Origin of the sequence: Halomonas sp. B23F22_20, assembly GCF_043496985.1 — a bacterium.
Lineage (GTDB): Bacteria > Pseudomonadota > Gammaproteobacteria > Pseudomonadales > Halomonadaceae > Halomonas.
The window spans coordinates 62865-88745 of the sequence record NZ_JBIEKH010000007.1 but is presented as its reverse complement, the minus strand read 5'-3'; the positions used below and the strand labels follow the sequence as shown (position 1 = coordinate 88745).

General features: G+C 67.3%; 23 protein-coding genes. 10 read left to right on the top strand and 13 right to left on the bottom strand.

All coding sequences use genetic code 11. The annotated features are described in order from the left end of the window. Positions 1–55: 55 nt before the first annotated feature. The 5 genes from ACGTN6_RS07320 to ACGTN6_RS07300 form a co-directional block, all read right to left on the bottom strand. A complete protein-coding gene (locus tag ACGTN6_RS07320) occupies positions 56–910 on the bottom strand; it encodes a universal stress protein (RefSeq protein ID WP_394590706.1) in 855 nt (284 codons plus the stop codon). Between the two features lie 93 nt (positions 911–1003). Continuing rightward, positions 1004–2494, bottom strand: coding sequence for a SulP family inorganic anion transporter (locus tag ACGTN6_RS07315; protein WP_394590705.1), 1491 nt, complete (start codon positions 2492–2494; stop codon positions 1004–1006). A 401-nt stretch (positions 2495–2895) separates the two neighbouring features. Continuing rightward, positions 2896–3693 carry a slipin family protein gene (locus ACGTN6_RS07310; RefSeq protein WP_394590704.1) on the bottom strand — a complete coding sequence of 266 codons (798 nt, stop codon included), beginning with the start codon at positions 3691–3693 and terminating at the stop codon, positions 2896–2898. Positions 3694–3732: 39 nt separating this feature from the next. After that, positions 3733–5262 (bottom strand): NfeD family protein, encoded by a 1530-nt coding sequence (locus tag ACGTN6_RS07305; protein ID WP_394590703.1) that lies wholly within the window; start codon positions 5260–5262, stop codon positions 3733–3735. A 52-nt stretch (positions 5263–5314) separates the two neighbouring features. Continuing rightward, positions 5315–5629, bottom strand: a complete 315-nt coding sequence (locus tag ACGTN6_RS07300; protein ID WP_394590702.1) for a putative quinol monooxygenase — start codon at positions 5627–5629, stop codon at positions 5315–5317. A 100-nt stretch (positions 5630–5729) separates the two neighbouring features. On the opposite strand from ACGTN6_RS07300, the gene ACGTN6_RS07295 reads away from it, so the two are divergent. The 10 genes from ACGTN6_RS07295 to ACGTN6_RS07250 all read left to right on the top strand — a co-directional run bounded on the left by ACGTN6_RS07295 (position 5730) and on the right by ACGTN6_RS07250 (position 14168). Further along, a complete protein-coding gene (locus ACGTN6_RS07295; RefSeq protein WP_394590701.1) occupies positions 5730–6134 on the top strand; it encodes a VOC family protein in 405 nt (134 codons plus the stop codon). A gap of 249 nt (positions 6135–6383) precedes the next feature. Next, the gene (locus ACGTN6_RS07290) at positions 6384–7487 is read left to right on the top strand and encodes an aminoglycoside phosphotransferase family protein (RefSeq protein WP_394590700.1); all 1104 of its coding nucleotides are present in this window, start codon (positions 6384–6386) and stop codon (positions 7485–7487) included. Further along, on the top strand, positions 7487–8728 hold the full coding sequence (locus tag ACGTN6_RS07285) for an ABC transporter substrate-binding protein (protein WP_394590699.1): 1242 nt from the start codon (positions 7487–7489) through the stop codon (positions 8726–8728). Before ACGTN6_RS07290 ends, ACGTN6_RS07285 begins: the two co-directional genes overlap by 1 nt. 30 nt (positions 8729–8758) lie before the next feature. Continuing rightward, positions 8759–10450 carry an ABC transporter permease gene (locus ACGTN6_RS07280; protein WP_394590698.1) on the top strand — a complete coding sequence of 564 codons (1692 nt, stop codon included), beginning with the start codon at positions 8759–8761 and terminating at the stop codon, positions 10448–10450. Between the two features lie 26 nt (positions 10451–10476). Beyond that, positions 10477–11142, top strand: a complete 666-nt coding sequence (locus ACGTN6_RS07275; RefSeq protein WP_394590697.1) for an ATP-binding cassette domain-containing protein — start codon at positions 10477–10479, stop codon at positions 11140–11142. 37 nt (positions 11143–11179) lie between these two features. Then, positions 11180–11908, top strand: coding sequence for a TIGR04283 family arsenosugar biosynthesis glycosyltransferase (locus ACGTN6_RS07270; RefSeq protein ID WP_394590696.1), 729 nt, complete (start codon positions 11180–11182; stop codon positions 11906–11908). Further along, positions 11898–12515, top strand: a complete 618-nt coding sequence (locus tag ACGTN6_RS07265) for a TIGR04282 family arsenosugar biosynthesis glycosyltransferase (protein WP_394590695.1) — start codon at positions 11898–11900, stop codon at positions 12513–12515. Before ACGTN6_RS07270 ends, ACGTN6_RS07265 begins: the two co-directional genes overlap by 11 nt. Before the next feature lie 13 nt (positions 12516–12528). Continuing rightward, complete coding sequence (locus tag ACGTN6_RS07260) at positions 12529–13122, top strand: sigma-70 family RNA polymerase sigma factor (protein ID WP_394590694.1); 594 nt, start codon at positions 12529–12531, stop codon at positions 13120–13122. Continuing rightward, a complete protein-coding gene (locus tag ACGTN6_RS07255) occupies positions 13116–13313 on the top strand; it encodes a zf-HC2 domain-containing protein (protein ID WP_394590693.1) in 198 nt (65 codons plus the stop codon). The genes ACGTN6_RS07260 and ACGTN6_RS07255 overlap by 7 nt, the downstream gene beginning before the upstream one ends. Positions 13314–13493: 180 nt before the next feature. Beyond that, a complete protein-coding gene (locus ACGTN6_RS07250; RefSeq protein ID WP_394590692.1) occupies positions 13494–14168 on the top strand; it encodes a DUF3047 domain-containing protein in 675 nt (224 codons plus the stop codon). A 7-nt stretch (positions 14169–14175) separates the two neighbouring features. Here ACGTN6_RS07250 and ACGTN6_RS07245 read toward each other — a convergent pair whose 3' ends face one another. From ACGTN6_RS07245 to ACGTN6_RS07210, 8 genes are all read right to left on the bottom strand, one after another. Beyond that, positions 14176–14850 carry a haloacid dehalogenase type II gene (locus ACGTN6_RS07245; protein ID WP_394590691.1) on the bottom strand — a complete coding sequence of 225 codons (675 nt, stop codon included), beginning with the start codon at positions 14848–14850 and terminating at the stop codon, positions 14176–14178. A gap of 67 nt (positions 14851–14917) precedes the next feature. Next, on the bottom strand, positions 14918–15865 hold the full coding sequence (locus ACGTN6_RS07240) for a cyclodeaminase (protein ID WP_394590690.1): 948 nt from the start codon (positions 15863–15865) through the stop codon (positions 14918–14920). A gap of 147 nt (positions 15866–16012) precedes the next feature. Further along, positions 16013–17011 (bottom strand): hydroxyectoine utilization dehydratase EutB, encoded by a 999-nt coding sequence (eutB, locus tag ACGTN6_RS07235; RefSeq protein ID WP_394590689.1) that lies wholly within the window; start codon positions 17009–17011, stop codon positions 16013–16015. 143 nt (positions 17012–17154) lie between these two features. Beyond that, entirely contained in the window at positions 17155–18564 is a 1410-nt protein-coding gene (locus ACGTN6_RS07230) for an aspartate aminotransferase family protein (protein WP_394590688.1), read from the bottom strand. Positions 18565–18712: 148 nt separating this feature from the next. Next, entirely contained in the window at positions 18713–20194 is a 1482-nt protein-coding gene (locus ACGTN6_RS07225) for an NAD-dependent succinate-semialdehyde dehydrogenase (protein ID WP_394590687.1), read from the bottom strand. Positions 20195–20377: 183 nt separating this feature from the next. Continuing rightward, a complete protein-coding gene (locus tag ACGTN6_RS07220; RefSeq protein WP_394590686.1) occupies positions 20378–23155 on the bottom strand; it encodes an aminotransferase class I/II-fold pyridoxal phosphate-dependent enzyme in 2778 nt (925 codons plus the stop codon). 34 nt (positions 23156–23189) lie between these two features. Continuing rightward, positions 23190–24179 carry a C45 family autoproteolytic acyltransferase/hydolase gene (locus ACGTN6_RS07215; protein WP_394590685.1) on the bottom strand — a complete coding sequence of 330 codons (990 nt, stop codon included), beginning with the start codon at positions 24177–24179 and terminating at the stop codon, positions 23190–23192. Positions 24180–24238: 59 nt separating this feature from the next. Beyond that, positions 24239–25858: a biotin carboxylase gene (locus tag ACGTN6_RS07210; RefSeq protein ID WP_394590684.1), complete on the bottom strand. Its 1620-nt coding sequence runs from the start codon at positions 25856–25858 to the stop codon at positions 24239–24241. Between the last annotated feature and the right edge of the window lie 23 nt (positions 25859–25881).

The following is a 25881-nucleotide window of genomic DNA, read 5'->3' as shown; positions in this document are numbered from 1 at the left end:
CGGGGTGACACAAAAAGGCCCCGCCATGGCAGGGCCCGAACGAGCGAGGCGCGGCTCAGCGCAGCAGCAGCACCGGCACCGAGGCCTTGCGCAGCATCTCAGTGGTGGTGCTGCCCACCAGCAGTTGACGGATCCGCGAGTGGCCGTAGGCGCCCATCACCACCAGATCGATGTCGTGCTCTTCCTTGTAGCCGCGCAGCGTCTCCTCCACGTCGCCGGCGCGAATGGCGCCCTCGGCCTCGTGGCCGGCCTCGCGCAGGGTGGAAAGCGCCCAGTCGAGCTGGGAACGGTTGTCGCCGGTCTCGGCGCCGACGATCACCACATGGCAGGGAATGCCGCTGAACAGCGGGCTCCGGGCCAGCAGCTCGACGCCCTTGCGAGTGGTGTTGCTGCCATCGAAGGCGATCATCACCTTCTGCGGACGCTGGAAGGTCTCCGGCACCATCAGGATCGGACGGTGCAGGCTGCGCACCACCCGCTCGAGGTTGGAGCCCAGGTGTTCGCTGTCCTGGTGGGCGCTGCCGCCGCGCTTGCCCAGCACCAGCAGGCGGATGTCCTCCTCCAGTTCGGCGAGCGTTTCCACTAGGGTACCGTTGCGCTGGCGGCTGGCGGGCTCGCCGACGCCGTCCTCGACGGCACGCTCCTTGGCCGCCTTGAGCATCAGCCGGCCCTGCTCCTGGGCAACCTTGGCCCGCTGCTCGTCGAGCTGCGAGAGCTCCTCGAGCAGGTGCTCGCGAGACCCCAATCCGATGTTGCCGGAGAGATCCGCCTCGGCGGTCTGCGGGTGGTTATCGACCACGTGCAGAAAGGTCAGCGGCGCCTCGAGCGCCAGACTGGCCCAGGCCGCGTAGTCGCAGACGCCTTCGGAAAACTGCGAGCCGTCGATGGCCGCCATCACCTGTTCTGTCATCTGTCTGTCCTGAAGCTGGCGTGGATTGTGTCGCTTCCGTTCGTTCTACACCATCGCGACCGCCCCGTCACAGGGGCGGCCGACAGCGAGCGTTCAGTGGCCGCCCATCAGCTTCTCGACGGCTGCCGGATCGTCGTGGATGGCATAGCGGTCGACGATGGTGGCGCTGGCCTCGTTGAGGCCGAGCAATTCGACCTCGGTGCCCTCACGGCGGAACTTGATTACTACCCGGTCCAGAGCCTGGACGGCGGTGATGTCCCAGAAGTGCGCCCGGGACAGGTCGATGGTGACCTTCTCCACGCTTTCCTTGAAGTCGAAGGCACGCCCGAAGCGCTCGGAAGAGGCGAAGAACACCTGGCCCACCACCTTGTAGACGCGGCGTTGGCCGGCGTCGGCCTCCTCGACGCCGATGTAGAGAATATTGCCGACCTTGTTGGCGAAGAACAGCGCCGCCAGCAGCACGCCGACGAACACGCCCATCGCCAGGTTATGGGTCCCCACGGTGACCGCCACGGTGGCCAGCATCACGATATTGGTCGACAGCGGATGCTTCTTCAGATCGCGGATAGAGGTCCAGCTGAAGGTGCCGATGGAGACCATGATCATCACCGCCACCAGTGCCGCCATGGGAATCTGCGACACCCAGTCGGCCAGGAACACCACCATGATCAGCAGCATCACACCGGCGAACAGGGTGGAGAGACGACCGCGGCCGCCGGACTTCACGTTGATCACCGACTGCCCGATCATCGCGCAGCCCGCCATACCGCCGAGCAGGCCGGTGCCGATGTTGGCCAGGCCCTGGCCCTTGCACTCGCGGTTCTTGTCGCTCTCGGTGTCGGTCAGGTCATCGACGATGGTGGCGGTCATCATCGACTCCAGCAGGCCCACCACGGTGAGCATGATGGCGTAGGGGAAGATGATCGACAGGGTCTCGAGGTTGAGCGGCACGTCCGGCCACAGGAACACCGGCAGGGTATCGGGCAGCTCGCCCATGTCGCCCACGGTGCGAATGTCCAGGCCGGCGGCCATGGCCACGCCGGTCAGCACCAGGATACACACCAGCGGCGACGGCAGCGTCTTGCCGATTACCGGCACATAGGGGAAGAGGTAGATGATGCCCAGCCCCGCCGCGGTCATGGCGTAGACATGCCAGGTCACGTTGGTCAGCTCGGGCAGCTGCGCCATAAAGATCAGGATCGCCAGAGCATTGACGAAGCCTGTTACCACCGAGCGCGAGACGAAGCGCATCAGGTCCGCCAGGCGCAGGTAGCCGGCGACGATCTGCAGCACCCCGGTGAGCAGAGTCGCGGCCAGCAGGTACTGCAGGCCGTGCTCCTTGACCAGCGTCACCATCAGCAGCGCCATGGCACCGGTGGCCGCCGAGATCATCCCCGGCCGGCCGCCGGCGAAGGCGATGATCACCGCCATGGAAAAGGAAGCATAGAGGCCGATCTTGGGATCGACGCCAGCGATGATCGAGAAGGCGATCGCCTCGGGGATCAGCGCCAGGGCAACGACGATGCCCGACAGGAGATCGCCCTTGATGTTGGAGAACCAGTCTTGCTTGAGGGATCGAGTCATGCTGCGGTCCAGTCGAGAATGGTGGGTTGAGCCATTGAAGCGCGTCAGAGTCATGTCGTGCGCCGTCCCTGCAAACAGCGCGGGGATGCCGACGCCGAGGCACATCGAACGCTTGGTCGCACGTGGAAGACGCCGTGGCGCTTGTAGAAAGAGGCTGGCAGTGCAAGGCAGGCGCGGACGCCAAGGACATCAAGACGATGCCCGACCACGATGACATCGTGACGACGTCATCGCGGCCCGAATTCGGGAGGGAAATGCTAGGGCGGAGTCATCAGCCCGGCACGGAGGGTCATCATGTCGTATCGGTTCCCTTGCGCTGAATCGACAGGGCATGGTGCGGCGCTGGCCACCCCGTCAGAAGCGCGAGAGTCTACCAGACGCGTCGCCTCGCTGCACCCGCCCTAGGTCGACGCCGACTCATCTTCCGGCCCTCTCGGCGGGCGTCGCGCGACGCCTTCTGCCATGTGCCGGAAGGCCTCCATCAGGTCGATGGGCAGCGGCACCACGATGGTGGAGGCGTTCTTGTTGCTCATGTCGCTCATGGTCTGCAGGTAGCGCAGCTGCAGCGCGGCGGGATTCTCGGACATGATGTTGGCGGCCTCGACAAGCTTCTTCGAGGCCTGCAGCTCGCCCTCGGCGTGGATCACCTTGGCGCGCCGCTCGCGCTCGGCCTCGGCCTGGCGGGCGATGGCGCGGATCATGCTCTCGTCCAGGTCGACGTGCTTGATTTCCACGTTGGCCACCTTGATGCCCCAGCCCTCCGCCGAGGCGTCGATGATCTCCTGGATGTCGTCGTTGAGCTTGTCGCGCTCGGAGAGCATCTCGTCCAGATCGTGCTTGCCGAGCACCGAGCGCAGGGTGGTCTGGGCCAGCTGGCTGGTGGCATTGACGAAATGCTCGACCTGGATGATCGCCTTCTCCGGATCCACTACCCGGAAGTAGAGCACCGCGTTGACCTTCACCGTGACGTTGTCCTGAGAGATCACGTCCTGCTCGGGCACGTCCATGGTGATCACCCTCAGGTCGACCACCTGCATCTTCTGAATGCCGGGGATGATGATGAACAGCCCCGGCCCCTTCACCGCCTGGAAGCGGCCCAGGAAGAACACCACGCCGCGCTTGTACTCCGGCAGGATACGAATCGAGGCCGCGATCAGCATCAACAGCAATACGAGCGGCACGAGATAGGAAATCATCATGGCGTGTCTCCTCGAGAGTGACGGCCGGTGCCACCGGCCTCAGGACCTTGCCTCCAGCGGTTCGACCTCGACGGTGAGCCCGTCGATGCCGACCACCCTGACGACCTGCCCGTTCTGCACTGCCACCGGGCTACGAGCATTCCAGCGCTCGCCGTGGAGGCGCACATGACCTTCACCCTGGAAGTTTTCCAGGGCCACGGCCTCGACGCCCAGCAGCTCTTCCTGACCGGTGCGGACCGGCCGGCGGCGCAGCCCCAGGAAGCGGGTCATGACCCACAGCATCAGGCCCGCCGCCACCAGGGCGATACCGCCAATCAGCGGCAGCGATATGTTCAGGGTATCCGCATCCATCAGCATCACCGATCCGATCACGAAGGCCACGATGCCGCCGATGCCCAGAATCCCGAAGCTCGGCATCAGCGCCTCGCCGACGATCAACGCCAGGCCGACCAGGATCAGCGCCAGGCCAGCATAGTTAACGGGTAGCACCTGAAAGGCGAACAGCGCCAGCAGCAGGCAGATGATGCCGATGGTGCCAGGCACCAGGCTGCCGGGATTGGCCAGCTCGAAGATCAGGCCGTAGAAGCCGATGATCATCAGGAAATAGGCCACGTTGGGGTCGGTGATCACCGCCAGCAGCCGGGTGCGCCAGTCGGGATCGAAGCGCTCGATGGCGAGCTCCGCGGTATCCAGGGTGAGTGTGCCATCCGCCATCACCACCTCGCGGCCATCGATCTGGGCCAGCAGATCGTCGAGGTCAGAGGCCAGCACGTCGATGACGTTCTGCTCCAATGCTTCCCGGGCGGTAAGGTTGACCGCCTCGCGCACCGCCGCCTCTGCCCAGTCGGCGTTGCGACCGTGGCGGTTGGCCAACGAGCGGATATAGGCCACGGCGTCTTCCAGCACCTTGCGTTCCATGGCGGTCTCGCCGCGCCGCTTGCCCGCCTCCTCGCCGCTCGCCTCGGACGACGATGCCTCGGCCTGATCCGTCTCGGCCTCGTCCGCGGTATCTTCCTCCGTGGGCGAGGCGTCGCCGCCGGCCGACTTGTCCTTGCCAGCGGCGGTAGCCCCCGCGTCGTCTTGTGCCCCTTCCTGGTCATCCGGCGACTCCGGCTCGCCGATGCCGGGAAAGCCGCCCCCGCCGCCGATCTGCACCGGCGTGGCCGATCCCAGGTGGGTGGCCGGCGCCATGGCCGCCACATGGCTGCCATACAGCAGGTAGGTGCCGGCGCTGGCCGCCCGGGCACCGCCGGGGGAGACATAGAAGGCCACCGGCACCTCGGAGGCCAGCATGGCCGAAATCATGTCGCGCATGGCGGCATCGAGGCCGCCGGGGGTGTCCACCTGCACCACCGCCAGGCGAGCCTCGCGCTCGGCAGCAAGCTCCAGGCCACGCTGAAAGTAGTCGCTGGTCGCCGGACCGATGGCGCCATCGAGGGTCATCACCAGCGCCACACCGCGCTCCTGCTGCGCCGTCGCCTGCCAGGCGACGAACGCCCCCAGCAGCAGGCAGGCCAGGCTCAGCCCAAGCAGGATGCGACGCCGGCTACGCGATCGGTAAATTCTCATGGCGCCCCCCTTCGGCCCCGGGCGGGGCCGCTACAGGTGCCGGGCGAGGCGATCAGGCGTCGGGGCGAACCCCGGGGTTCATCGCCAGTACATCGGCGCGAATCACCTGCTGCTCGGCAATCAACTCGTTGACCACGGCCCGGCTGGCCCGGTAGTGCGGCGTTTCCTTATGGGCCGCCAAGGCCTGCTGATCAGTGTAGATCTCGTAGAGATGGAAGAGGTCCTGGTTGTCGCGATCCTCGATCACGTCGAAGGCATGGCAGCCCGGCTCGTCGCGCACCGAGGCCTCTGCGTTGGGCAGCATGGCCTCCAGGAAGCGGTCGCGGGTGCCGGGTTTCAGGCGGGTCTGGACGATGATGCAGTACATGGGGAACTCCTCGAATGTAGTCAGCATGGTTGTGAAACGGATCATTTTATGGAAACATTTTCCAATTGATTACTGAACCCCCTTGCGCGAAGGAGGCCCCATGCAACGTCCCGCGCCGTTCAACGGCATGCGCCACATCGCCCTGCAGGTCCAGGACCTGGAGGCCTGCGAACGCTTCTACGTCGATGTCCTGGGCATGACAGTACTGCGCCGGGCCCATGAGGACCTGGTCTACCTGACGCTGGGCAACGACAACTTCTCGCTGGCCCGCGCCAAGGCCGACACCGGCGGCGATCCCCAGCGCCTTGACCACTTCGGCTTCGTGGTCGACGAGCGCGACGACGTGGATGCCTGGAACGACTTTCTTCAGGCTCAAGGCGTCGAGGTGGTTCGTGGCCCTCACGACCATGCCGACGGCGGACGCAGCCTCTACTGCAAGGACCCCGACGGCAACACCGTCCAGCCGCTCTACCACCCGAGCGTCTCCGGCCAGCGACTGCGCTGAGCCCCACTTCTCTCTCGTGGCGGCCCCGGCCGCCGCCCCCTACGGCATGCCCGCCATGCTGACTCGTTAGGCGCCACCGATCCGGTGGCGCCCTTTTTCTTGCCCGCCAAGCGGTTATTATCGGAACCTGAGGCATACGTCCGCCGAGATTCATGCTGAGAGTCTCGGCGCGGTCGCGCGGCATCCGTCGGTAAGGCAAACGGCCCGGCGGCGACTCACTGCCGAGAGCGATAACCACAAGGATTACCGATGCCTACGACCATGGTCGACACCGACCAACATGCCCCGTCCCCGCTGCTCGACGCCCTGGCTCGCGCCCTGAAACGCGCCGGCGAGTTCAATCGAGTCCTCGACTTGTCACCCATGGCCGATACCGGTCTGGCCCATCGCCACGTGTGGATACACCACGCGGACGGCGACCGGGTGGCGCGCATTCCCAAGCAGAGCCAGATGGGCATGGCTGTCGAGGACAACCTCGCCTACCAGGCCGCATGCTTCACCCGGGCCGCCGACGGCGGCAACACGCCGGCGTTCCATGGCGTGCTGCCGCCGGACGACGACCTGCCGCGGGGCGCCCTGCTGGTCGAAGCCATCGAGGGTCGTCCGGCCCACCTGCCGGACGACCTGCCGGCCATCGCCCGCACCCTGGCCAGCCTGCATCGACTGCCGCTTCCTGCGGCGGGGGAGCAAGCGCCGCTGCTGGCCCCTGCCGATCCCTGGCAGGCCATGCGCGACGAGGTGTTCGGCCAGGCAGAGGCACTGCCCGAGGCTGGGCTCGCCCCAGAGGCCCGTGCGCTGATCGAGGCCCAGCTGCAAGCACTGCCAGCGCGTCTGCCAGATGCCGACAGGATGACGGCCCTGATCAGCTTCGACGCCCACCCCGGCAACTTCCTGATCGACGCCACCGGGCGCGCCGTGCAGGTCGACCTGGAGAAGTGCCGCTACGGCCTGCCAGGCTTCGATCTGGCCCACGCCAGCCTCTATACCTCCACCACCTGGGATCCACTCAGTCGGGCGATACTCGACGCGAGCCAGCTCATGGACTTCCACGCCGAGTGGCTATGCGCCATGGGGCCGGCCGGCGACGACCACCCTGATACGGCGTTGCTGGCCTGCCGCCGCGCCATGTGGCTGTGGTCGCTGACCTGGTGCGCCAAGTGGCGTCGCAGCCATCGCCAAGCCCCGGACGCCGCTCGCTCGGGCGAAGACTGGTCCTCCGCGCTCAGCGAGGACAGGCTGGTCGCCCATGTCCGAGAGCGGGTCGAACACTATCTGGCCCCGGCGACCCTGCGCCGAGTCATCGAGGAGTTCGACGCCCTCATGTCCGCCACTCACTGCAAAGGACGACCGTGATGCCTTCCTATTCCCCGCTGCGATACGCGGCCCGCGTGCTGCTCGCTCCCCTGCTGGCCTTGACGACGCTCGGCATGGCCATGGCCGAAGAGGCACCGCTCCCAGAGGAATGGGCCGATATCGAGGCCTTGGCTCGCGGTCAGACCGTGTACTGGAATGCCTGGGGCGGTGACGCCGCCACCAATCGCTATATCGACTGGGTCGCCGGGCACCTGGCCGAGCGCTTCGAGATCGAGCTGTTACACGTCAAGCTCGACGACACCGCGGCCGCGGTGTCGCGGGTGATCGCCGAGAAGTCGGCCGGCAACGTCGACGATGGCGCCGTGGACCTGGTGTGGATCAACGGCGAGAATTTCGCCGCCATGAAGCGCCATGAGCTGCTGTATGGCCCCTTCGCCGAACGCCTGCCCCACTTCGCGCTGACCGCCCCGGACGACAATCCCGAGATGCGTACCGACTTCACCCTGCCCACCGAGGGCTTTGAAGCGCCCTGGGGCAAGGCCCAGCTGACCTTCTACTACGACGCCGAACGGCTCGAGACTCCGCCCCGCAGCATGGCCGAGCTGCTCGCCTGGGCTCGCGCCCATCCCGGACGCTTCACCTATCCGCTGGTGCCCGACTTCCTGGGCAGCACCTTTCTCAAGCAGGCGTTGATCGAGCTGGTCGAAGACCCGAGCGTGCTCGCCGATCCGGCAGAGCGGCACGACGTAGCGGCGGTGACCGCCCCGCTATGGGAGTTCCTCGACGCCCTGCACCCCCAGCTGTGGCGCCGCGGACGCGACTTCCCCGCCAGCGGCCCCGAGCTCAAGCAGTTGATGGGCGACGGCGAGCTGTCGCTTGCCTTCACCTTCAATCCCTCGGAGCCCGCCGCCGCGGTGGCCGCCCATCAGCTACCGCCCAGCACCCGCAGCTACGTGCTCGACGGCGGCACCCTGGGCAACGTGCACTTCGTGGCGATCCCCTTCAACGCCGCCCACAAGGCCGGCGCCCTGGTGCTGGCCAACTTCCTGCTCTCACCGGAAGCCCAGGCCCGCAAGCAGGACATCGAGGTCTGGGGCGATCCCACGGTGCTCGACATGACCAAGCTGACGCCAGAACAGCGAGTGGCCTTCTCCAGCCAGGACGATCATCCCGCCCGGCTGCCTCCAGAGGCGATGGGCAAGCTGCTTCCGGAACCTCATCCCAGTTGGATGGAGGCCCTGGAAGCCGGCTGGCGCGAGCGCTATGCCGACGACGGTTGAGCCCTGCCACCGGGCGAGAGCTAGCGCCGAATGACCCTGTTCGAGACCACGATTCGCCTGGTGCCGCGCCTCACCGTACTGCTGCTGATCGTTCCAGTGGTGGCAGGACTGGCCGGCGTGGTGGCGCCGGCCTTCGGCTGGCTGCCGGCCCTGGGCGGTGAGCGCTGGACACTGGCCCCCTGGCGGGCGCTGGCGCAGACTCCCGGCCTGCCCGACATGCTGCGCCTGAGCCTGGTCACCGGGCTTGCCAGCAGCCTGGCGGCACTGGCTATCGTGGTGCTGTTCCTGGGCGCCTTCCTCGACACTCGCCTCTTCCACCTGGTACGGCGGCTGCTCTCGCCGCTGCTGGCGGTGCCCCATGCCGCCGCCGCCATCGGCCTGGCCTTCCTGCTGGCGCCCTCCGGGCTGGCCAGCCGGCTGGCCTCGCCCTGGGCGAGCGGCTGGACGCAGCCACCGGACTACCTGTTTCCCGGTGACCCGGCGGGGCTGGCGCTGATCGCCGGGCTGGTGCTCAAGGAGGTGCCCTTCCTGCTGCTGATGAGCCTCGCCGCCCTGCCCCAATGCCAGGCCGCCGAGCGACTGCAGGTCGCCCGGGCGCTGGGCTACGGTCGGCTCAACGCCTTCACCAAGGCCGTGCTGCCGGGGCTCTATCCGCTGATCCGCCTACCGGTCTATGCGGTCATCGCCTTTGCCACCTCGACGGTGGAAGTGGCGATGATCCTCGGCCCCTCGACGCCCCCGACACTGGCAGTGGCGGTGGGGAGATGGCTCGGCGATCCCGACCTGGCGATGCGCTTCCAGGCCTCGGCCGCCGCGCTGCTGCAGCTCGGCGTTACCGCGCTGGCGCTGCTGATATGGTGGCTGGCCGAGCGCCTGGTCGCCCGAGTGGCCGTCGGCTGGCTGGAGAACGGCCAGCGTCGCCGCGGCGAGCGCCTCGGCCGCGGATTCGGCGCCGGGCTCACCGGGCTGGCAATCCTGCTGCTTGGCGCCAGCCTGGCAGGGCTGGTGCTATGGTCTCTGGCCGCCTGGTGGCCCTTCCCCGCCGCCTGGCCTTCGCCGATGACGCTCGACACCTGGCGTGCGGCCGCCGATACGGCGCCGACGCCGCTCGGCCATACCGCCAGCCTGGGACTGGCCGCTACCCTGCTCGCGGTGGCGCTGACGATCGGCTGCCTGGAAGCCGAAACCCTGCGCCGCCGCCCCCTGCGCCCGGGGTCGCAGTTGATCCTCTACCTGCCGCTGCTGGTGCCGCCGGTGGCCTTTCTCTACGGGCTGGTACAGCTGCAGGCCCAGTTGGGACTGGCCTCGGGCTGGCCGGCGGCGGCCTTCGGCCACAGCCTGTTCGTGCTGCCCTACGTTTTCCTCTCGCTGGCCGAGAGCTACCGTCGACTCGATCCACGCTGGGGCCAGGTCGCCGCTGCCCTGGGCGCCTCTCGGGCGCGTACCTTCTGGCGGGTACGCCTGCCCATGCTCGCCTCGCCGATCGCCGTGGCGGCAGCGGTCGGCTTCGCGGTCAGCGTCGGCCAGTACCTGCCTACGCTGCTGCTCGGCGGCGGCCGCCTGGCCACCCTGACCACCGAGGCGGTGAGCCTGGCCAGCGGCGGCGACCGTCGCCTGACCGCGGTCTATGCGCTGGGCCAGCTGGCCCTGCCGGCGCTGGGCTTCGCCCTGGCGGCAGGCCTGCCCCGCCTGCTGCTGCGCCACCGATACCCGACGCGGTAACCCTCGCCATGTTCACGGAGTCCGCCATGCCCGCCCCCGCGCTGATCCTCGACGACGTCGTCATCCACCACGGCCACCAGCGCCTGGTAGCGGTGGACGCACGCATTGCCGCGGGCGAGGTGCTGACCGTGATGGGGCCCTCCGGGGTCGGCAAATCGACCTTGCTGGCCCAGGCCGCCGGTTTCCTGGCCCCGGCCTTCACCGCCAGCGGGCACATCCGCCTGGGCGACGTCGATCTGACTCGGCTCGCCCCGGAGCGTCGCCGACTGGGCCTGCTGTTCCAGGACCCGCTGCTGTTCCCCCATCTCAGCGTGGGCGGCAACCTGGCCTTCGGGCTGCCCGCCAGCGGCGGACGGCGCAACGAGCGACGCAGAGCGCGGCGTCGCAGGATCGAGGAAGCACTGAATGACATCGGCCTGGCCGGCTTCGCCGACCGCGACCCGACCACCCTCTCCGGAGGCCAGCGCGCCCGAGTGGCGCTGATGCGGGTACTGCTGGCCGAGCCGCGGGCAATGCTGCTCGACGAACCCTTCTCCAAGCTCGATGCGGCACTGCGCGAGGAGATGCGCCGGCTGGTGTTCGCCCGCATCCGTGCCCGGGGGTTGCCGACCCTGATGGTGACCCACGACCGGGAAGACGCCGAGGCGGCCGGTGGGCAAGTGATCGAGCTGGCTCCGCAGCCGCAGGGCTAATATGGAGATATCCCAGGACAGACTCCGGAACGCCCCCATGGCCTCCCACCCGAATGACACTGGCGCGCCGGACGCTTCGACATCGCCAGCGCTGGCGATCATCGTGCCAACCCTCAACGAGGCCCTTACCATCGAAGCCAACCTGAGGGCCCTGGCACCGCTCATCGCACGCGGCGTCGAGGTCATCGTCGTCGACGGCGGCAGTCAGGACGCCACCCGCCGCCTGGCCGCCCCACTGGCGTCGCGGCTGGCGGTCGGCGAACGCGGCCGGGCCCACCAGATGAACGCCGGCGCCCGGCTGACACGTGCCAGGGCGCTGCTGTTCCTGCACGCCGATACCAGGCTGCCGGAGGGCGCCGATAACCTGGTCGCCGAAGCGCTCGCCGACCGACACCGCTGGGGCCGCTTCGACGTTCGCCTCAGCGGCCGCCATCCCATGCTGGCGGTGATCGCCTCCGCCATGAACCTGCGTTCGCGGCTGACCGGTATCGCTACCGGCGACCAGGCGCTGTTCATGACCCGAGCGGCCTACGAGGCGGTGGGCGGCTTCCCGAATCAGCCGCTGATGGAGGACATCGAGATATCGCGGCGCCTCAAGCGGCAGTCGCCGCCGGCCTGCCTGCATGCCCGGGTGACGAGTTCCGGGCGGCGCTGGGAGACCCACGGCGTGTGGCGTACCGTCCGGCTGATGTGGCGCCTGCGCTGGGACTACTGGCGGGGCACACCCGTGGCACGGCTGGCGAAGGCCTATCGCGATGCACGCTGAGCCCCCGAGAATCGCCGTCCTCGCCAAGGCGCCGCTGCCGGGCCGGGTAAAGACACGTCTGATACCGGCGCTGGGCGCCGCCGGCGCGGCCGCCCTGCACGAGCACCTGCTGCGCCGCACCCTGGCCGTGGCAATAGCGGCCAGCAGCGTCGATCGCCTGACACTGTGGACGGCCCTTCACCACGACCATCCGCTGTTCGTCGAGCTGGCCGAGACCCATGGCATCGCCCTGTCGCCCCAACCAGCGGGCGACCTGGGACGACGCATGCATCATGCCCTGGCCGCCGAGGCCGGCCCCGGCCTGGTGGTGGGGAGCGACTGTCCGGCGCTCACCCCAACCCTGCTGCGTGACTGCTGGGTGGCGCTTGAGACGGCCGAGGCGGTATGCCTGCCGGCGGAGGACGGCGGCTATGGGCTGATCGGCGCCCGCGAAAGCGACCCCGCCCTGTTCGCGGGCATCGACTGGGGCGGCGAGAGGGTCATGGCCCAGACCCGGGCCCGGGCGTCGGCGTTGAACTGGCGGCTGGCCTGCCCCGCCCGGGTGTGGGACCTTGACCGTCCGAGCGACCTGGTGCGCTTCGCCGCCCGGGATGAAGACGGATGTTGACGAGAGGACCGCTATGTCGAGCGCCGACCACCATGAGGAGGACCGCCGGCAGCGCCTGGCCGCCGTACGCCCCCGGCTGGTGTCCTTCGCGCTGCTGCACCTGCGCGATCGCGCCCAGGCCGAGGACGCCGTCCAGGAGGCCCTGGCCGCGGCGCTGGAAAAGGACGCCAGCTTCGGCGGCCGCTCCGGCTACGAGACCTGGGTGTTCGGCATCCTCAAGTACAAGATCCTCGACGCCATGCGCGTCCAGCAGCGTCAGGGCAAGTGGCAGCCACTGGACGAGGAAGCCGGCGACGAGGCCATCGATCGCCAGTTCCAGCAAAGCGGGCGCTGGCAGCCCCAGGCACGCCCGGCCGCCTGGGGCGAACCGGAGGCGGCCTTCGAGAGCGAGCACTTCTGGCGGGTCTTCGACGCCTGCATGATCGGACTGCCGGACAACCTGGCTCGGGTGTTCTCGCTGCGCGAGCTGATGGGCCTGTCCACCGGCGATATCTGCCAGGAGGTGGGCATCCGCGAGAACAACTGCTGGGTGATGCTGCATCGGGCGCGACTGCGCCTGCGGGCCTGCATCGAACGCGGCTGGTTGACGGAGGACACCATATGCTGATGTGCAAGCAGGCCACGCGCCTGATGTCGCTAAAGCTGGACCGCCCGCTAAGCCTGGGCGAACGCCTGTCGTTGCGCCTGCACCTGGCGATGTGCGGCGCCTGCCGAGAGTGCGATCGCCAGTTCACGCTGCTGCACGGCGTCGGCCCTCACTTCGAGCCGGAGCGCCACCGGGGTGACAAGGCGGAGTGAAGGCTACCCCGTTGGGCTCGCGTCAGTCGGCGGCCGCCCTCGCCGCCAGACCCTCGAGGGCTTCGGCCACCGTCCCACCCGGCCTGTCGAGTACCGGGGACTGAGCAGACCGCTAGCGCATCGAGCCTGGCCAGATCGCCGCCGCCGGGCGAGAACCGCGCACGACATGGAGGCATCGTCATGGTGATTCCACTGGGCCGCGCACTGCGATACGGTCTGTTCATGATCCTGCTGGCGCTCGGCGCGCCGGCCCAGGCCCAGGACGTTCGCTTCACCCCGGACGAGATCCTGGCCTGGCCGATGCGCGCCTTCGAAGGCGAAACCGAATACCGGCTGGCGACCCTCGACGGCGAGGCGGTGCTGGCGGCCCGGGCGCGGGGCCAGGCCTCGGCGAAATACCTCGAGCGCGACATCGACCTCACCGCCACGCCCTACCTCAAGTGGTGCTGGCGAGTCTCGGGCCTCTACCCCGGCCTCGACGAGCGCACCAAGGCCGGCGACGACTATCCGGCCAGGGTCTACGTGGTGCGCCGCACTGGCCTGCTGCCCTGGCAGGTCCAGTCGGTGAACTACGTGTGGTCCTCGACCCAGGCCGCCGGCACCGACTGGCCCAACGCCTTCACCGACCGGGCACGGCTGTTGGCCCTGCGAGGCGGCCCCGAGCGAGTCGGCGATTGGGTGGCCGAGGTGCGCAACGTGCGCGACGACTATCGCCGGCTGTTCGGCGAGCGTCCCGGGCGACTCGCCGGCCTGGCGCTGATGACCGACGGCGATAACGCCGGCGGTGACGCCACCGCCTGGTTCACCGCTCTGACCCTATCGCGCGACGCTACACCGCCCCGCTGCCCGCGGTGAGGTCGTCTCAGATCAGGCGATCGGCCAGGTCTTCCAGATCGGCCACGGTGAGGTCCGGCTCGATGCCCCAGGGGTCGAAGGGGGCCTCCGGGCTGCGCCGAACCCAGGCCGCCCTCAAACCGGCGTGGCGGGCCCCGATCACGTCGAAGGCATTGCTGGAGATGAGCCAAATCTCGGACGGGGCGGCCTCGAGCCGCTGGCGCAGATGAAAGTAGACCGCCGGATCAGGCTTGAAGCGCTTGACCTCGTCGACGCTGACGATGTCCTCGAAGCGATCGCGCAGCGACGCCCCGGAGAGCAGGCGGGTCACCGCTTCCTGGCTGCCGTTGGAGAAGGCCACGCAGCTGATGCCGACCTCGGCCAGTCGCGCCAGCGCCGCTTGCGCCTCGGGAAAGGCCGGCAGGCTGCCATAGCGCCCCATCAGGTGATCCTTGTCGGCCTCGGACAGCCGGGTCTGAAGAGCGCGATCGATGTACTCCAGGGCCTCACGGGTGCAGCGGGCGAAGTCAACGTAGTCGCCCATCAGCCCGCGACGGAAGCTGTACTCCAGCTGCTTGTCGCGCCAGCGCCGCGAGAACTCCACCGCCTGCGCCGGCTCGGCCAGACGCTGCTCCAGTTCGGCCACCACGCCGTGAGTGTCGATCAGGGTGCCGTAGACATCGAAGGCCAGTAGCTTCGCCATGGGCGTCTCTCCTCGAAACGATGAATCTACACAGCCTGGGCCAGTGCCCAACGCGGCACAAGTCGGATCATTGCGCCGCCAGGCGCGACAGCGCGAAGCCGGCGATGGCGGTGTCCTGAACGCCGGTGCCGGTCAGGTCGCAGACGGTGATGGTGGACGCCGACAGACGCAGCATGTCGCCTTCGGCGAGTACCCGCCCCAGCTCGTGGACCTTGAACGGCACCTCGCCCCCGGCGAAGGCCTTGAGCTCGCCGTTGGTCTCGCTCTGGGCCCGGGTATCGGCGACGAAGGCATCGGCGCGGGTCAACACCGAGGCGGCCAGCTCGCGCTTGTCGGGACTGTCCGAGCCCATGGCGGTGACGTGCACGCCCTCGGGCAGGTCGCGAGCGTGCAGCAGCGGCTCCCGGGCCGGCGTGGTGGTAACGATGATATCGGCCCGCGCGCAGGCCCCGGAGACCGTCTCGTGAACCTCGACCGCCAGGCCTCGGGCACGCAGCCGCTGGGCACAGGCCTCGGCGCCCTCGCGACGACGCGCCCAGATATCGACGCTGTGGATGTCGCGCACCAGCCGCAGCGCCTCCACCTGGCGCTCGGCCTGCTCGCCGGCGCCCAGCACCGCGACCCGGCGGCTGTCCTCCCGGGCCAGGGTCTTGGCGGCGATGGCGCCGGCCAGCGCGGTGCGCACCATGGTGAGGTACCCCTCGTCGAAGAGTACCGCCTCGACCAGCCCGGTCTTCGCCGAGAACACCATCATCAGGCCGTTGAGGCTCGGCAGGCCGAGCTTGGGATTGTCGAAGAAGCCGGGGCTGACCTTGATGGCGAAGCGCTCGGCGCCGCGGATGTGCGCGGTCTTGACGTCCACCTCGCCGTTGGCTTCCTCGATGGCCATCGACAGGATCGACGGCTGCACCACCCCACCGCGCCCCAGGGCGGCGAAACCGGCTTCGACCGCCGCCAGGGCCTCACGATCGATGCCGACGGCGCGTTCGATGGCATCGCGTTGATAGAGCTGCATGACGATCTCCAGAAGGAAGAAGAAAGAGTGAAGAGGGAAGAGGGAAGAGAAGCGGACGATGCGCCATCGCCCCAAGACCGCGGCCCGTAGCCCGTAGCCCGTAGCCCGTAGCCCGTAGCCCGTAGCCCGTAGCCCGTAGCCAGCAGCCTAGCGCCCCGCCATCGCCCGGGCCCGATCGAGGGTCTCGAGCGACACGGCGTTGCCGGAGAGGATCAGCGCGATCTTCTGGCCACGTATCTCGAGGCCATGCTCGGCCAGGGCCGCCAGACCTACCGCGGCAGCCCCTTCCACCAGCTGCTTCTCGTGCTCGAGAAGGTCGACCATGGCCGCGGCGATGGCGGTCTCCGAGACAGCGTAGTGATCGTCCATCACCCGGCGCACCAGGTCGAAGGAACAGCGGTTGTCGAGGCCGATGCCGCCGCCCAGGGAATCGCCCAGGCTCTCCACTTCCTCCACGGCCACCGGGTGGCCAGCGGCCAGGCTCTCGGCCATGGCCGCGCCCCGCGACAGGCTGACCCCGGTGATGCGCGTCGCCGGCCGGATCGCCTTGACCGCGGCGCCGATGCCGCCCAGCAGGCCGCCGCCGGAGAGACCGACGATCACCCTGTCCAGGTCGGGGACATCCTCCATCAGCTCGAGGCCGATGGTACCCTGGCCAGCCACGATCAGCGGGTCGTCGAAGGGCGGGATCAGCATCATGCCCCGCTCTTCGACCCGGCGGGTGACCTCCTCGAAGGCGGCGTCCTGGCTCTCGCCGACGCGCACCACCTCGGCCCCTAGCTCGGCGATGGCTGCCGCCTTGTACTCGGGTACCAGCCGCGACAGGCAAACCACTGCGGGAATCCCCAGCGTCGCGGCGGCGTGAGCCACGGCCCTGCCGTGATTGCCGGTGGAGGCGGTCACGACTCCCGTAGACAAGGCATCCGGCCCTCGCCGCTCCAGTAAGGCAGCGATCATGTTGGTGGCACCGCGCAGCTTGAAGGCGCCGGTGGGCTGGCAGGTCTCCCACTTGAGCAGGATCTCGGCGCCGAAGCGCGCCGAGAGCGCCGCCGAGCGCGTCAGCGGCGTGCGCACCGTCCGGCCGGCGATCCGCCGTCGGGCGGCATAGCACTCGGCCAGGCCGACCTCGGCAAGGTCCGTGGTCATGAGTCCCTCCTTACCGCGACATGATGACGACACCGCCCCGGCACAGACAAGATCGCCGCGGGCAGGGCCCGCGGCGATGATCGGCTCGAGTCGGTAGCGACGATGAGCTTGCCGCCGGCTCATCGGCTGGGTCACCGAGTCTCTCAGGCGGTCTGCAGCTCGCCTTCCCGCACCAGGGCATCGGTGACCTTGCCCACCGCACGCTCGGCGCGAGCGACGATCTCGTCGACCTCGGCACGCGTGGTGGTCAGCGGCGGCGCGAAGCCGAGGATGTCGCCCTGCGGCATGGCCCGGGCGATCAGGTTCTCCTCGAGCGCGGCGGCAGCGACGCGCGGGCCGACCTTGAGGCTCGAGTCGAAGTGGCGGCGCAGTGCCGGATCGGCGGAGAACTCCAGCGCCGCCAGCATGCCCACGCCGCGTACGTTGCCGACGATGGGGTGATCGCCGAAGGCGGCCTGCAGGCGATTCTGCAGGTAGGCGCCAGTCTCGGCAGCGTTCTCGGTCAGGCCTTCGCGCTCGATGATCGCCAGGTTGGCCAGGCCGGCGGCACAGCCAAGGGCATGACCGGAGTAGGTCCAGCCGTGACCGATCGGGCCATATTCGCCGGTGCCCTGCTCCAGCACGCTCCAGACCCGGTCGCCGACGATGACGCCGGACAGCGGCTGATAGGCGCTGGTCAGGCCCTTGGCCACGGTGATCAGGTCAGGCTTGATGCCGTAGAGGTGGCTGCCGAAGTCGGCACCGATGCGCCCGAAGCCGCACACTACCTCGTCGGCGATCAGCAACACATCGTACTTGGCCAGCACCGCCTGGATCTCGTCCCAATAGCCCTCGGGCGGCGGCACGATACCGCCGGTGCCCAGTACCGGCTCGCCGATGAAGGCGGCCACGGTATCCGGCCCCTCGGCCAGGATCATCTCCTCGAGCTTCTGCGCGCAGTGCTTGGAGAACTCACGCTCGGTCATGCCCTCCTGCTCGGCGGCACGATGGTAATAGTACGGCGCCTCGGTGTGCAGGATGCCGGCCATCGGCAGGTCGAACTGGTCGTGGAACGCCTTGAGCCCGGTCAGCGAGCCGGTCGCCAGGCCAGAGCCATGGTAGCCGCGCTGGCGGGAGATGACCTTCTTCTTCTGTGGCCGTCCCAGCACGTTGTTGTAGTAGCGCACGATCTTGAGCTGGGTCTCGTTGGCATCACTGCCACCGAGGCCGTAATAGATCTTGGACATGCCGGGGCCGGCAAGCTCGAGGATCTTCTCGGACAGGGCGATCTGCGGTTCGTTGGAGTGGCCCACGTAGGTGTGGTAGTAGGCCATCTCGAGCGCCTGCTGGTAGATGGCCTCGGCCACCTCGGTACGGCCGTAGCCGATGTTGACGCAGTAGAGCCCGGCGAAGCCGTCAATGAACTCGCGGCCGTCCTTGTCGACGATGTGGATGCCCTTGCCACCGGTGATCACGCGCCCCGGCGCATCGCCATGGGCGAAGTCACGCAGGTGGGTGGAGGCGTGGAAGGTCACCTTGCGGTCGCGATCGATCAGATCCTTGTGAGTGGTCATGCGCTTCTCCAGTAAGACTCCCCGGCTCCGCCGGGGAGGATGATATTCGGTTTCATGATGCGGTGACCCCGTGGGAGCGCTCTTCAGAGCGCGAGGGTGTGTGGCCTGGCCATCGCGCAGCAAGCTGCGCTCCCACGGTCGTCGCTGTTCAACTGCCTGATACCGACCCCAGCGCCCCCAGGCAGTAGTACTTCGTCTCCAGATATTCGTCGATGCCGGTCACGCCGCCCTCGCGACCCAGGCCCGACTGCTTGACGCCGCCGAAGGGCACGGGGGGGCCAGTCATCTTCACCGAGTTCACCGAGACCATGCCGTACTCCAGCGCCCGCAACAGCTTCCAGATGCGGCGAATATCGTGGGTATAGACGTAGGCCGCCAGGCCATACTCGGTATCGTTGGCCATCTCGATGACTTCGTCGTCGTCGCGATAGGAGGTGATGCCGGCCACCGGGGCGAAGTTCTCCTCGCGCCACACCTTCATGGCCGGCGTGACACCGGTCAGCAGGGTGGGCATGAAGAAGTTCTCGCCCGGCGCCTGGCCCTGGTCGCCGGCCACCAGGGTGGCACCGCGGGACAGGGCGTCGTCGACGATGGCCGAGGCCTTCTCCACCGCCTGACGATGGATCAGCGGACCGAGATCGACCTCGCTCTCCAGGCCGTTGCCAACGGTCAGCGCCGCCATGCGCTCGACGAACTGCTCGACGAACTCGTCGTGGATCGACTCGTGCACCAGGATGCGGTTGGCCGCCAGGCAGTCCTGGCCGGCGGTCTGGAACTTGGCCGCCACGGCGGCGAAGGCCGCCTCCTTGGGATCCATGTCCGGGCCGACGATGAAGGGCGCATTGCCGCCGAGCTCGAGCGATACGCGCTTCACGGTATGTGCGCACTGCTCGATCAGCAGCCGACCGACCCGGGTGGAGCCGGTGAAGGACAGCGCCTTGATGCGGTCTTCATCGCACAGCAGCTTGGAGACCTCGGCGGCGTCGCCCAGCACCACGTTGAAGATGCCCGCGGGGATGCCGGCACGCTCGGCCAGTTCGGCCAGCGCCAGCGCCGAGAACGGCGTCTCGTGGGCCGGCTTGACGATCACCGGGCAGCCGGCGGCCATGGCAGCAGCGGCCTTACGGGTGATCATCGCCAGCGGAAAGTTCCAGGGCGTGATCAGCGCAGCGATGCCCACCGGCTCCTTGAGCGTGCCGAGCGCCGCATTGGGGATATGGCTGGGAATGGTGTCGCCGTAGGTGCGCTTGCCCTCTTCGGCGAACCAGCGCACGAAGCTGGCACCGTACTCTACCTCGCCGCGAGCGTCCGGCAGCGGCTTGCCCTGCTCAAGGGTCATGATGGTCGCCAGGTCCTCACGATGGGCCTGCAACAGATCGTACCAGGCCAGCAGGCGCTCGCAGCGCTCGTCGGCACGCAGCGCCCGCCAGTGCACGAAGGCGGCCTCGGCGGCATCCACGGCGGCGGTGATCTGGGCCGGCTCGAGCAGCGGAATATGGCCCAGCACCTCACCGGTGGCGGGGTCGACGACGGCCTCCTCACGCCCCTCATCACCGTGGGTCCATTTACCGTCGACATAGGCGTACTGACGGAACAGACGCAGATCAGTAAGCATGTTGGACAGCGTCATAAGCACCTCCCCTGGGACACCGGCGCGAGTGGAGACCGGCGATGACATGGCCAGCGCGGCGGGTGCCGCGCGATGGTGTCAGGGTAAGGCAGATCAGCGGACGGTAGTTTTTGAAGTCGAGCGCCGGGAACGAGGCGATTTTTCGTTCCGGCGCCGTAGAGTTGCGTTTTTTTTTGTGCCCCTTCAATAGGCCGGGGGCTCGGCCAGGGCGGCCTCGGTGAAGACCAGCAGGCCCAGTTCCGGGCGATAGCCGTGGATCTCCTTGACGTCCAGGGCCTGCAGGAAATGCAGGATCTCCTCACTGACCACCTGCCCCGGCACCAGCACCGGGAAACCCGGCGGATAAGGAATCACGAAGCTGGCCGAGACGACGTCCCGCCCCGCACGCATCTGGGCCTGGAGCTCACCGTTGACGAAGCTCAGGTACTCGGTGTTGTCCTCATCGTAGCTCAGGAAGTAGGCGCTACGGATGTCGCCCTCGGGCGTCTCGCTGCCGCGCCGGAAGGCGTCGTGGAAACGACTGAAATCAGGCAGCGGCGGCAGCTCCTGGGTCAGGGAATGGACCCGGTGCTCGATGATCTTGCGTTCGGGACGACTGCTCTCCTCCCAGCGGTACTCGAGTTCCCTGGCGATCTTCATCAGCACGTCGAGCAGGTAGGCGATGGCCCCCCGGGAGGTGCCGATGTTAGTCATGAACAGCACGGTATTGCGCGAGGTCTTGTTGATCTGGATGCCGTACTTGTTCATGAGGTATTCGTTCTTGAAGGCATCGCCGTCGACTCCGGTGTTGCCGATGGCGATGGTGACCCGGGTGGGATCGACCACGAACTCGTCGCGGGCCCAGGCCTCCTCCATCTGGTTCCAGCCGGTGACCGGGTCGTAGTAAGACTCGACCCCCGACTCCCGGTAGGCGGCGGGCACCATGTCGCTGTTCTTGAGCACCCGGAAATACTTCTGCAGCAGGGGATGGTGATAGAGCTGCTCGCGCAGCGACAGCGCCGTCTCGACCTGGGCGTGCACCAGTTCGAAGCCCTCCATTTCGGCCTGCATCCGGCCCACGTCCAGCGACGCCACAATCTGATAGTTGGGCGAGGTCGAGGTGTGGGTCATATAGGCCTCGTGGAACGGAGCCTCGACCTTCTGTCGGAAGTCCTGGTCCCAGACATGGATCATCGAGCCCTGACGCAGCGAGGTCAGGGTCTTGTGGGTCGAGTGGGTGGCATAGGCGCGGATGCGCACCTCGTCGGGGTCGGGCAGCAGCCGGCGGTCGAGCCAGGTGGCGTCGTCCTCGGGGTCGAGGGCATCGAACTCGGCCTTCCAGGCCGCATACTCCTCCCGGTAGGCCTCGCTGCGGTAACGGTCGCGCAGGCTTCGCGCCGTATGCATGGCGGTGCGCGGTCGGTAGGTGGGGTTGAAGGTGGCGAAGGCGAACCAGGCCTCGTCCCACAGGAACACCAGGTCGGGCTTGATCGCCAGGCACTCCTCCATCACCCGGCGCACGTTGTAGACCACGCCGTCGAAAGTGCAGTTGGTCAGCAGCAGCATCTTCACCTTGTCGAGGGTTCCGGCCCGCTTGTGTTCGAGCAGGGTCTTCTTGATCTCGCGCAGCGGCACCGCCCCGTACATCGAGTAATCGTGGAGCGGATAGGAATCCAGGTAGCTGACGTGGGCCCCGGCCAGCACCATGCCGTAGTGGTGGGACTTGTGGCAGTCGCGGTCGACCAGCACGATGTCGCGGGGCTTGATCAGGGCCTGCACCACGATCTTGTTGGCGGTCGACGTGCCGTTGGTGACGAAGAAACTCTGCCGGGCGCCGAAGGCGCGTGCGGCATACTCCTGAGCTTTCTTGATCGGCCCGTAGGGCTGCAGCAGCGAATCCAGCCCGCCGGAGGTCGCCGAGGTCTCGGCCAGGAAGATGTTGATGCCGTAGAAGTCGATCATGTGGCCCGCCCAGTGCGAACGGGTCACCGACTTGCCTCGGGAAATGGGCATGGCGTGGAATACGCCGGTGGGCTTCCTGCTGTACTCGCGCAGGGCGTCGAAGAAGGGCGTGCGATAGCGGTCGTCGATGGCACGCAGGATGGTGTGGTGCTGTTCGATGTAGTCGGTCTCGCGGTAGAAGATCCGCTTGAAGAAGCGCAGGTCGCGGCTGGCCGTGGCCTCCACGTCGCCGCTGGTGACCAGAAACTGGTCCACCTCTGGGCGCAGCTCGTTGATCATCGAGCTGAGCAGGATGCTGCGCTCCGCCTCAGACTGGTGCTCCATCGACTGCTCGGAAAGCCCCTCGAGATAACCCCGCAGGGCGCTGAGGTTGTACTTCGACTTGAAGGGGAAATCGAAGCGGATCAGGCAGGCCTGGATATTGGGATTGACCAGCACCGCGATCAGGGCGTCCTCGAAGCTGCGTGCGGTGACCACGTCGTAGACGAACTTGTCCTCGGGGCGCCGCAGGTTGTGGAACGCCTCGCGGACCACTTCCTCTTCCTGGGGCGAACAGTTGTCGACAATCAGCAGCTCGAAGTAAGGCTGGGCCGAGCTGTTGGAGGCCGGGTGTCCGCGACGCAGCTGGTTGAGGGCGTCAAGGGTCTCGAGGTCCTCGGCATCGGCATCGGTCTCGCTGAGGTCGACGTGGCGCCGCCGGTAGGATTCGCTGATCAGCGCGCGTACCAGGCGCTTGACCACTTTCTCGAGAAGAACGTATTCCTCGCGATCGAACAGTGCCCAGATGTGTCGAAAGTCCTCCTTGGAGGGGAAGGCATGATAGTCCTCGATGATTTCCAGGCGGGTGAGCTTGACGTCGATCGCCTTGACCAGCTGTCGTTCCCCTCCTTCGTCCTTGAGGCGCACCAGCTGACTGAGATCGCGCTTGAGCGCGTTCCAGGTATCGGCGCGCAGTTGGGAGATCTTGTGATAGAACCCCAGCGCGGTGTACGGCGTTTCGGTTTGGCTGCTCTCGTGCATGGCGATCCCCTTATGACTCTTGTTCTGCACCCTCTCAGCCCGTATAGAGCCCCCGCGCACCGTAGCGCACGGTGATGCGCTCCTCGGAAAAGTCGTCGAAGCCCAGTTCAAGGGCGAGCCCCGGCCAGCGGAAGCTGGCTCGCCCCTCGGCCGGACGATAAACGGCGGTGTAGATGGTCCCCAGGCCACGGCCGTAATCGTGGCGGAACAGCGGCGGCGCCGCGAAGGCAGACACGAAACGCGCCTCGCTGGTACTCTCGTCGTCCACCAGGATCGATAGCTGGCGTTCGCGGATCAGCGTTTCCGACGCCAAGGCATGGGCATACCACTCGATCTTCTTCTGGTGATTGGTGGCCACCGGCACGCGGCGGATGCTGGCCCGGCGATCGGGCGCAATCATCGCCGTCACGTAACGGCCGGCCTGGTCGGCAACCGTGATGTTGTAGGCCATGTGCGTCGGCACGCGGGCCAATACCTCAGTGGCCTGATGCACGTCGTCACAGGTCTCCAGTACGTAGCGCAGGATGATCGGCGCGCCGAAGCCGTCGCCCACCGCCTTGCGTCCGCCGAACGCCAGGGAGACCGTCAGTCCGGCATCGTTCATACCGTCGAGCACGCCCCACAGGCAGTCCGACATGGCGATCACCCGACGCTGGTTCCAGCGGCTATAGAGGATGGTGCCTTCGCACAGCTCCGGCGGGTAATCGTAGTTGCGGGCCAGCACCGTCGCGCTCGGCCTGGTCAGCACCGCCTGGGAGCAGCCGGTGATATAGGCCGGCGGCCGGTAGAGGCTGAGCAGGCGAGCGCTGAGATCGCCGCCTCCGGCCAGCTCGCACAGGGTCCGATAGGTCCCCACCAGCTCGGGCATGTGGCGTCGCAAGGCGTTGTAGCAGGCCAGGTAGGCAGGCCGCTCGCGTTCGCCCTCGCTCAGATACCACTGCTCGTAAGCCGGCCAGTGGTAGTCGAACAGCGACCGCCACTTGGGGCCCGGCAACTCCTCCCGAACAGTGCGAAAGTCCAGCATCTTGTCCGGCCCGCCCCAGGGCGTCCTGCCCGGTGGCGGGCCGAGGTGGTGTCTCCCGCTCATAGGATCTTGAAGTTGCCGCCGCCGATGGCATGGCTGACGGCGACCTCCTCCACCACCGGATCCTGAAGGGGCTGGCCGGAGAACTGGCCACGAATCCCCTCGATCCAGGACTTCGCCCGCTCGGTGAGCTGGAAGTCATCGTCCATGAGCCGCCCTCGGGTAATCAGGATGCCAAGATCCGCGCCCTCATAGCGAAAATCGCCCTCCCCGCTGATGCGCAGGAAGAACGCTTCACTCTCGTTCTCGGCGGCGTGGGGATGGGAGTCGTAATGGTCATAGGCGATGCTGCCGTCCTGCTCCATTCGCCACACCCCTGAGGCCGGGGCCGCCGTGAGCAGGTCGACGCTCTCCTCGGTGTGCTTGATGACCAGCTGACTCCAGCTGTCGACGCTGTCGGGATGCGACCAGCGTTCGTTGATCTCATCGATGTTCAGGTCGAAATCCAGCTCCGAGAATTCCAGCAGGTGGAACAGGAACAAGGGGATGTCGGAGTGGGCGAAGGCCGCCACGTTGGTCAGTGAGCTGGCCCCGGTGACACGGGGGTTGAGCTCGCCGAGGTAGACATCCTGGGTGTCCATGTCGATCAGGAAGTCGAGTTCGAAGTAGCCGCGATAGCCCTCTTCACGCAGCGCCTCGCCGAACTTGAAGGTGCACTCGCGGGCCTTGTCACGCACCTCCTGCGAAAAGGCCCCGGCGAACATTTCGTTGCCGCACCAGCCGCCCTTGTAGGGCGTCAGCGACTTGAAGCCCACCAGCTCGGTCATCAGCGGACCCACCACGGTGCCACTACGGGTGGCGCAAGCCTCGATGGCCGAACCGCGGCAGTTGATGCGCTTCATGATCTTGACCTCGGGCTCGGCCTCGATCTCCTCGGCATGCTTGTAGTAGTCGTCCTCGCTGGCGATGAAGAAAGTGGTATGGCCGGAATCGCCGAAAGCGGTCTGTACCACCAGGTCGGTGCCCAGTTCGCGGCTGACGTCGAGCAGCTCCTGGTAGCTTCCCACCTTGGCCAGCACGTTGGGCACGCTGGGCACGCCAGCCTTGTTACCGATGCGCACCGTCTCGATCTTGTTGTCCATGCGCGAACGCAGCGCCGCCGGCGGGAAGGCGACCTTGAGCCCCAGCTGCTTGCAGACCTCCTCGGTGTGCTCGTCGAACATCAGGAAAGCGGCGACGCCGGCATCGTCGCCCTGGGCACGGGACTGGATGAAGTCGATCACCTCCTTGTGCTCGAGGAGGTAGTTGTTGATGTCTTCGATGCCTTCGAAGTCGCGGGGAAACTTCTCCCGAGGCACGAAGACGTTGCGCTGGCGGCGGTCGAAGCAGTCGATGTAGTTGATATGGCGGAAGTTGCCGACCCAGTCGCCGATTCCCAGCAGATTGAAGTTGGTGGCCGAGATGAAATAGATCGGCCGCTTGTTGTTGAGGAAATGGCGACGGACATCGGCAATGCTTGTTATTTTGCTGCTCATCGTGGTCGCTCCCTTGGGGTCAACGGAAGCCTCGCCTCCCGCCTCGGCAGAGGTGAGAGGCTCGGGCTGGTCGGCTCCGGCGTTACCGGCGGCCGCGGACGAATGGAACAGGCGACGCAGGCCATCGAAGATTCGAGCGAACATGGAGGCTCCTGTGTTCCGTGGTT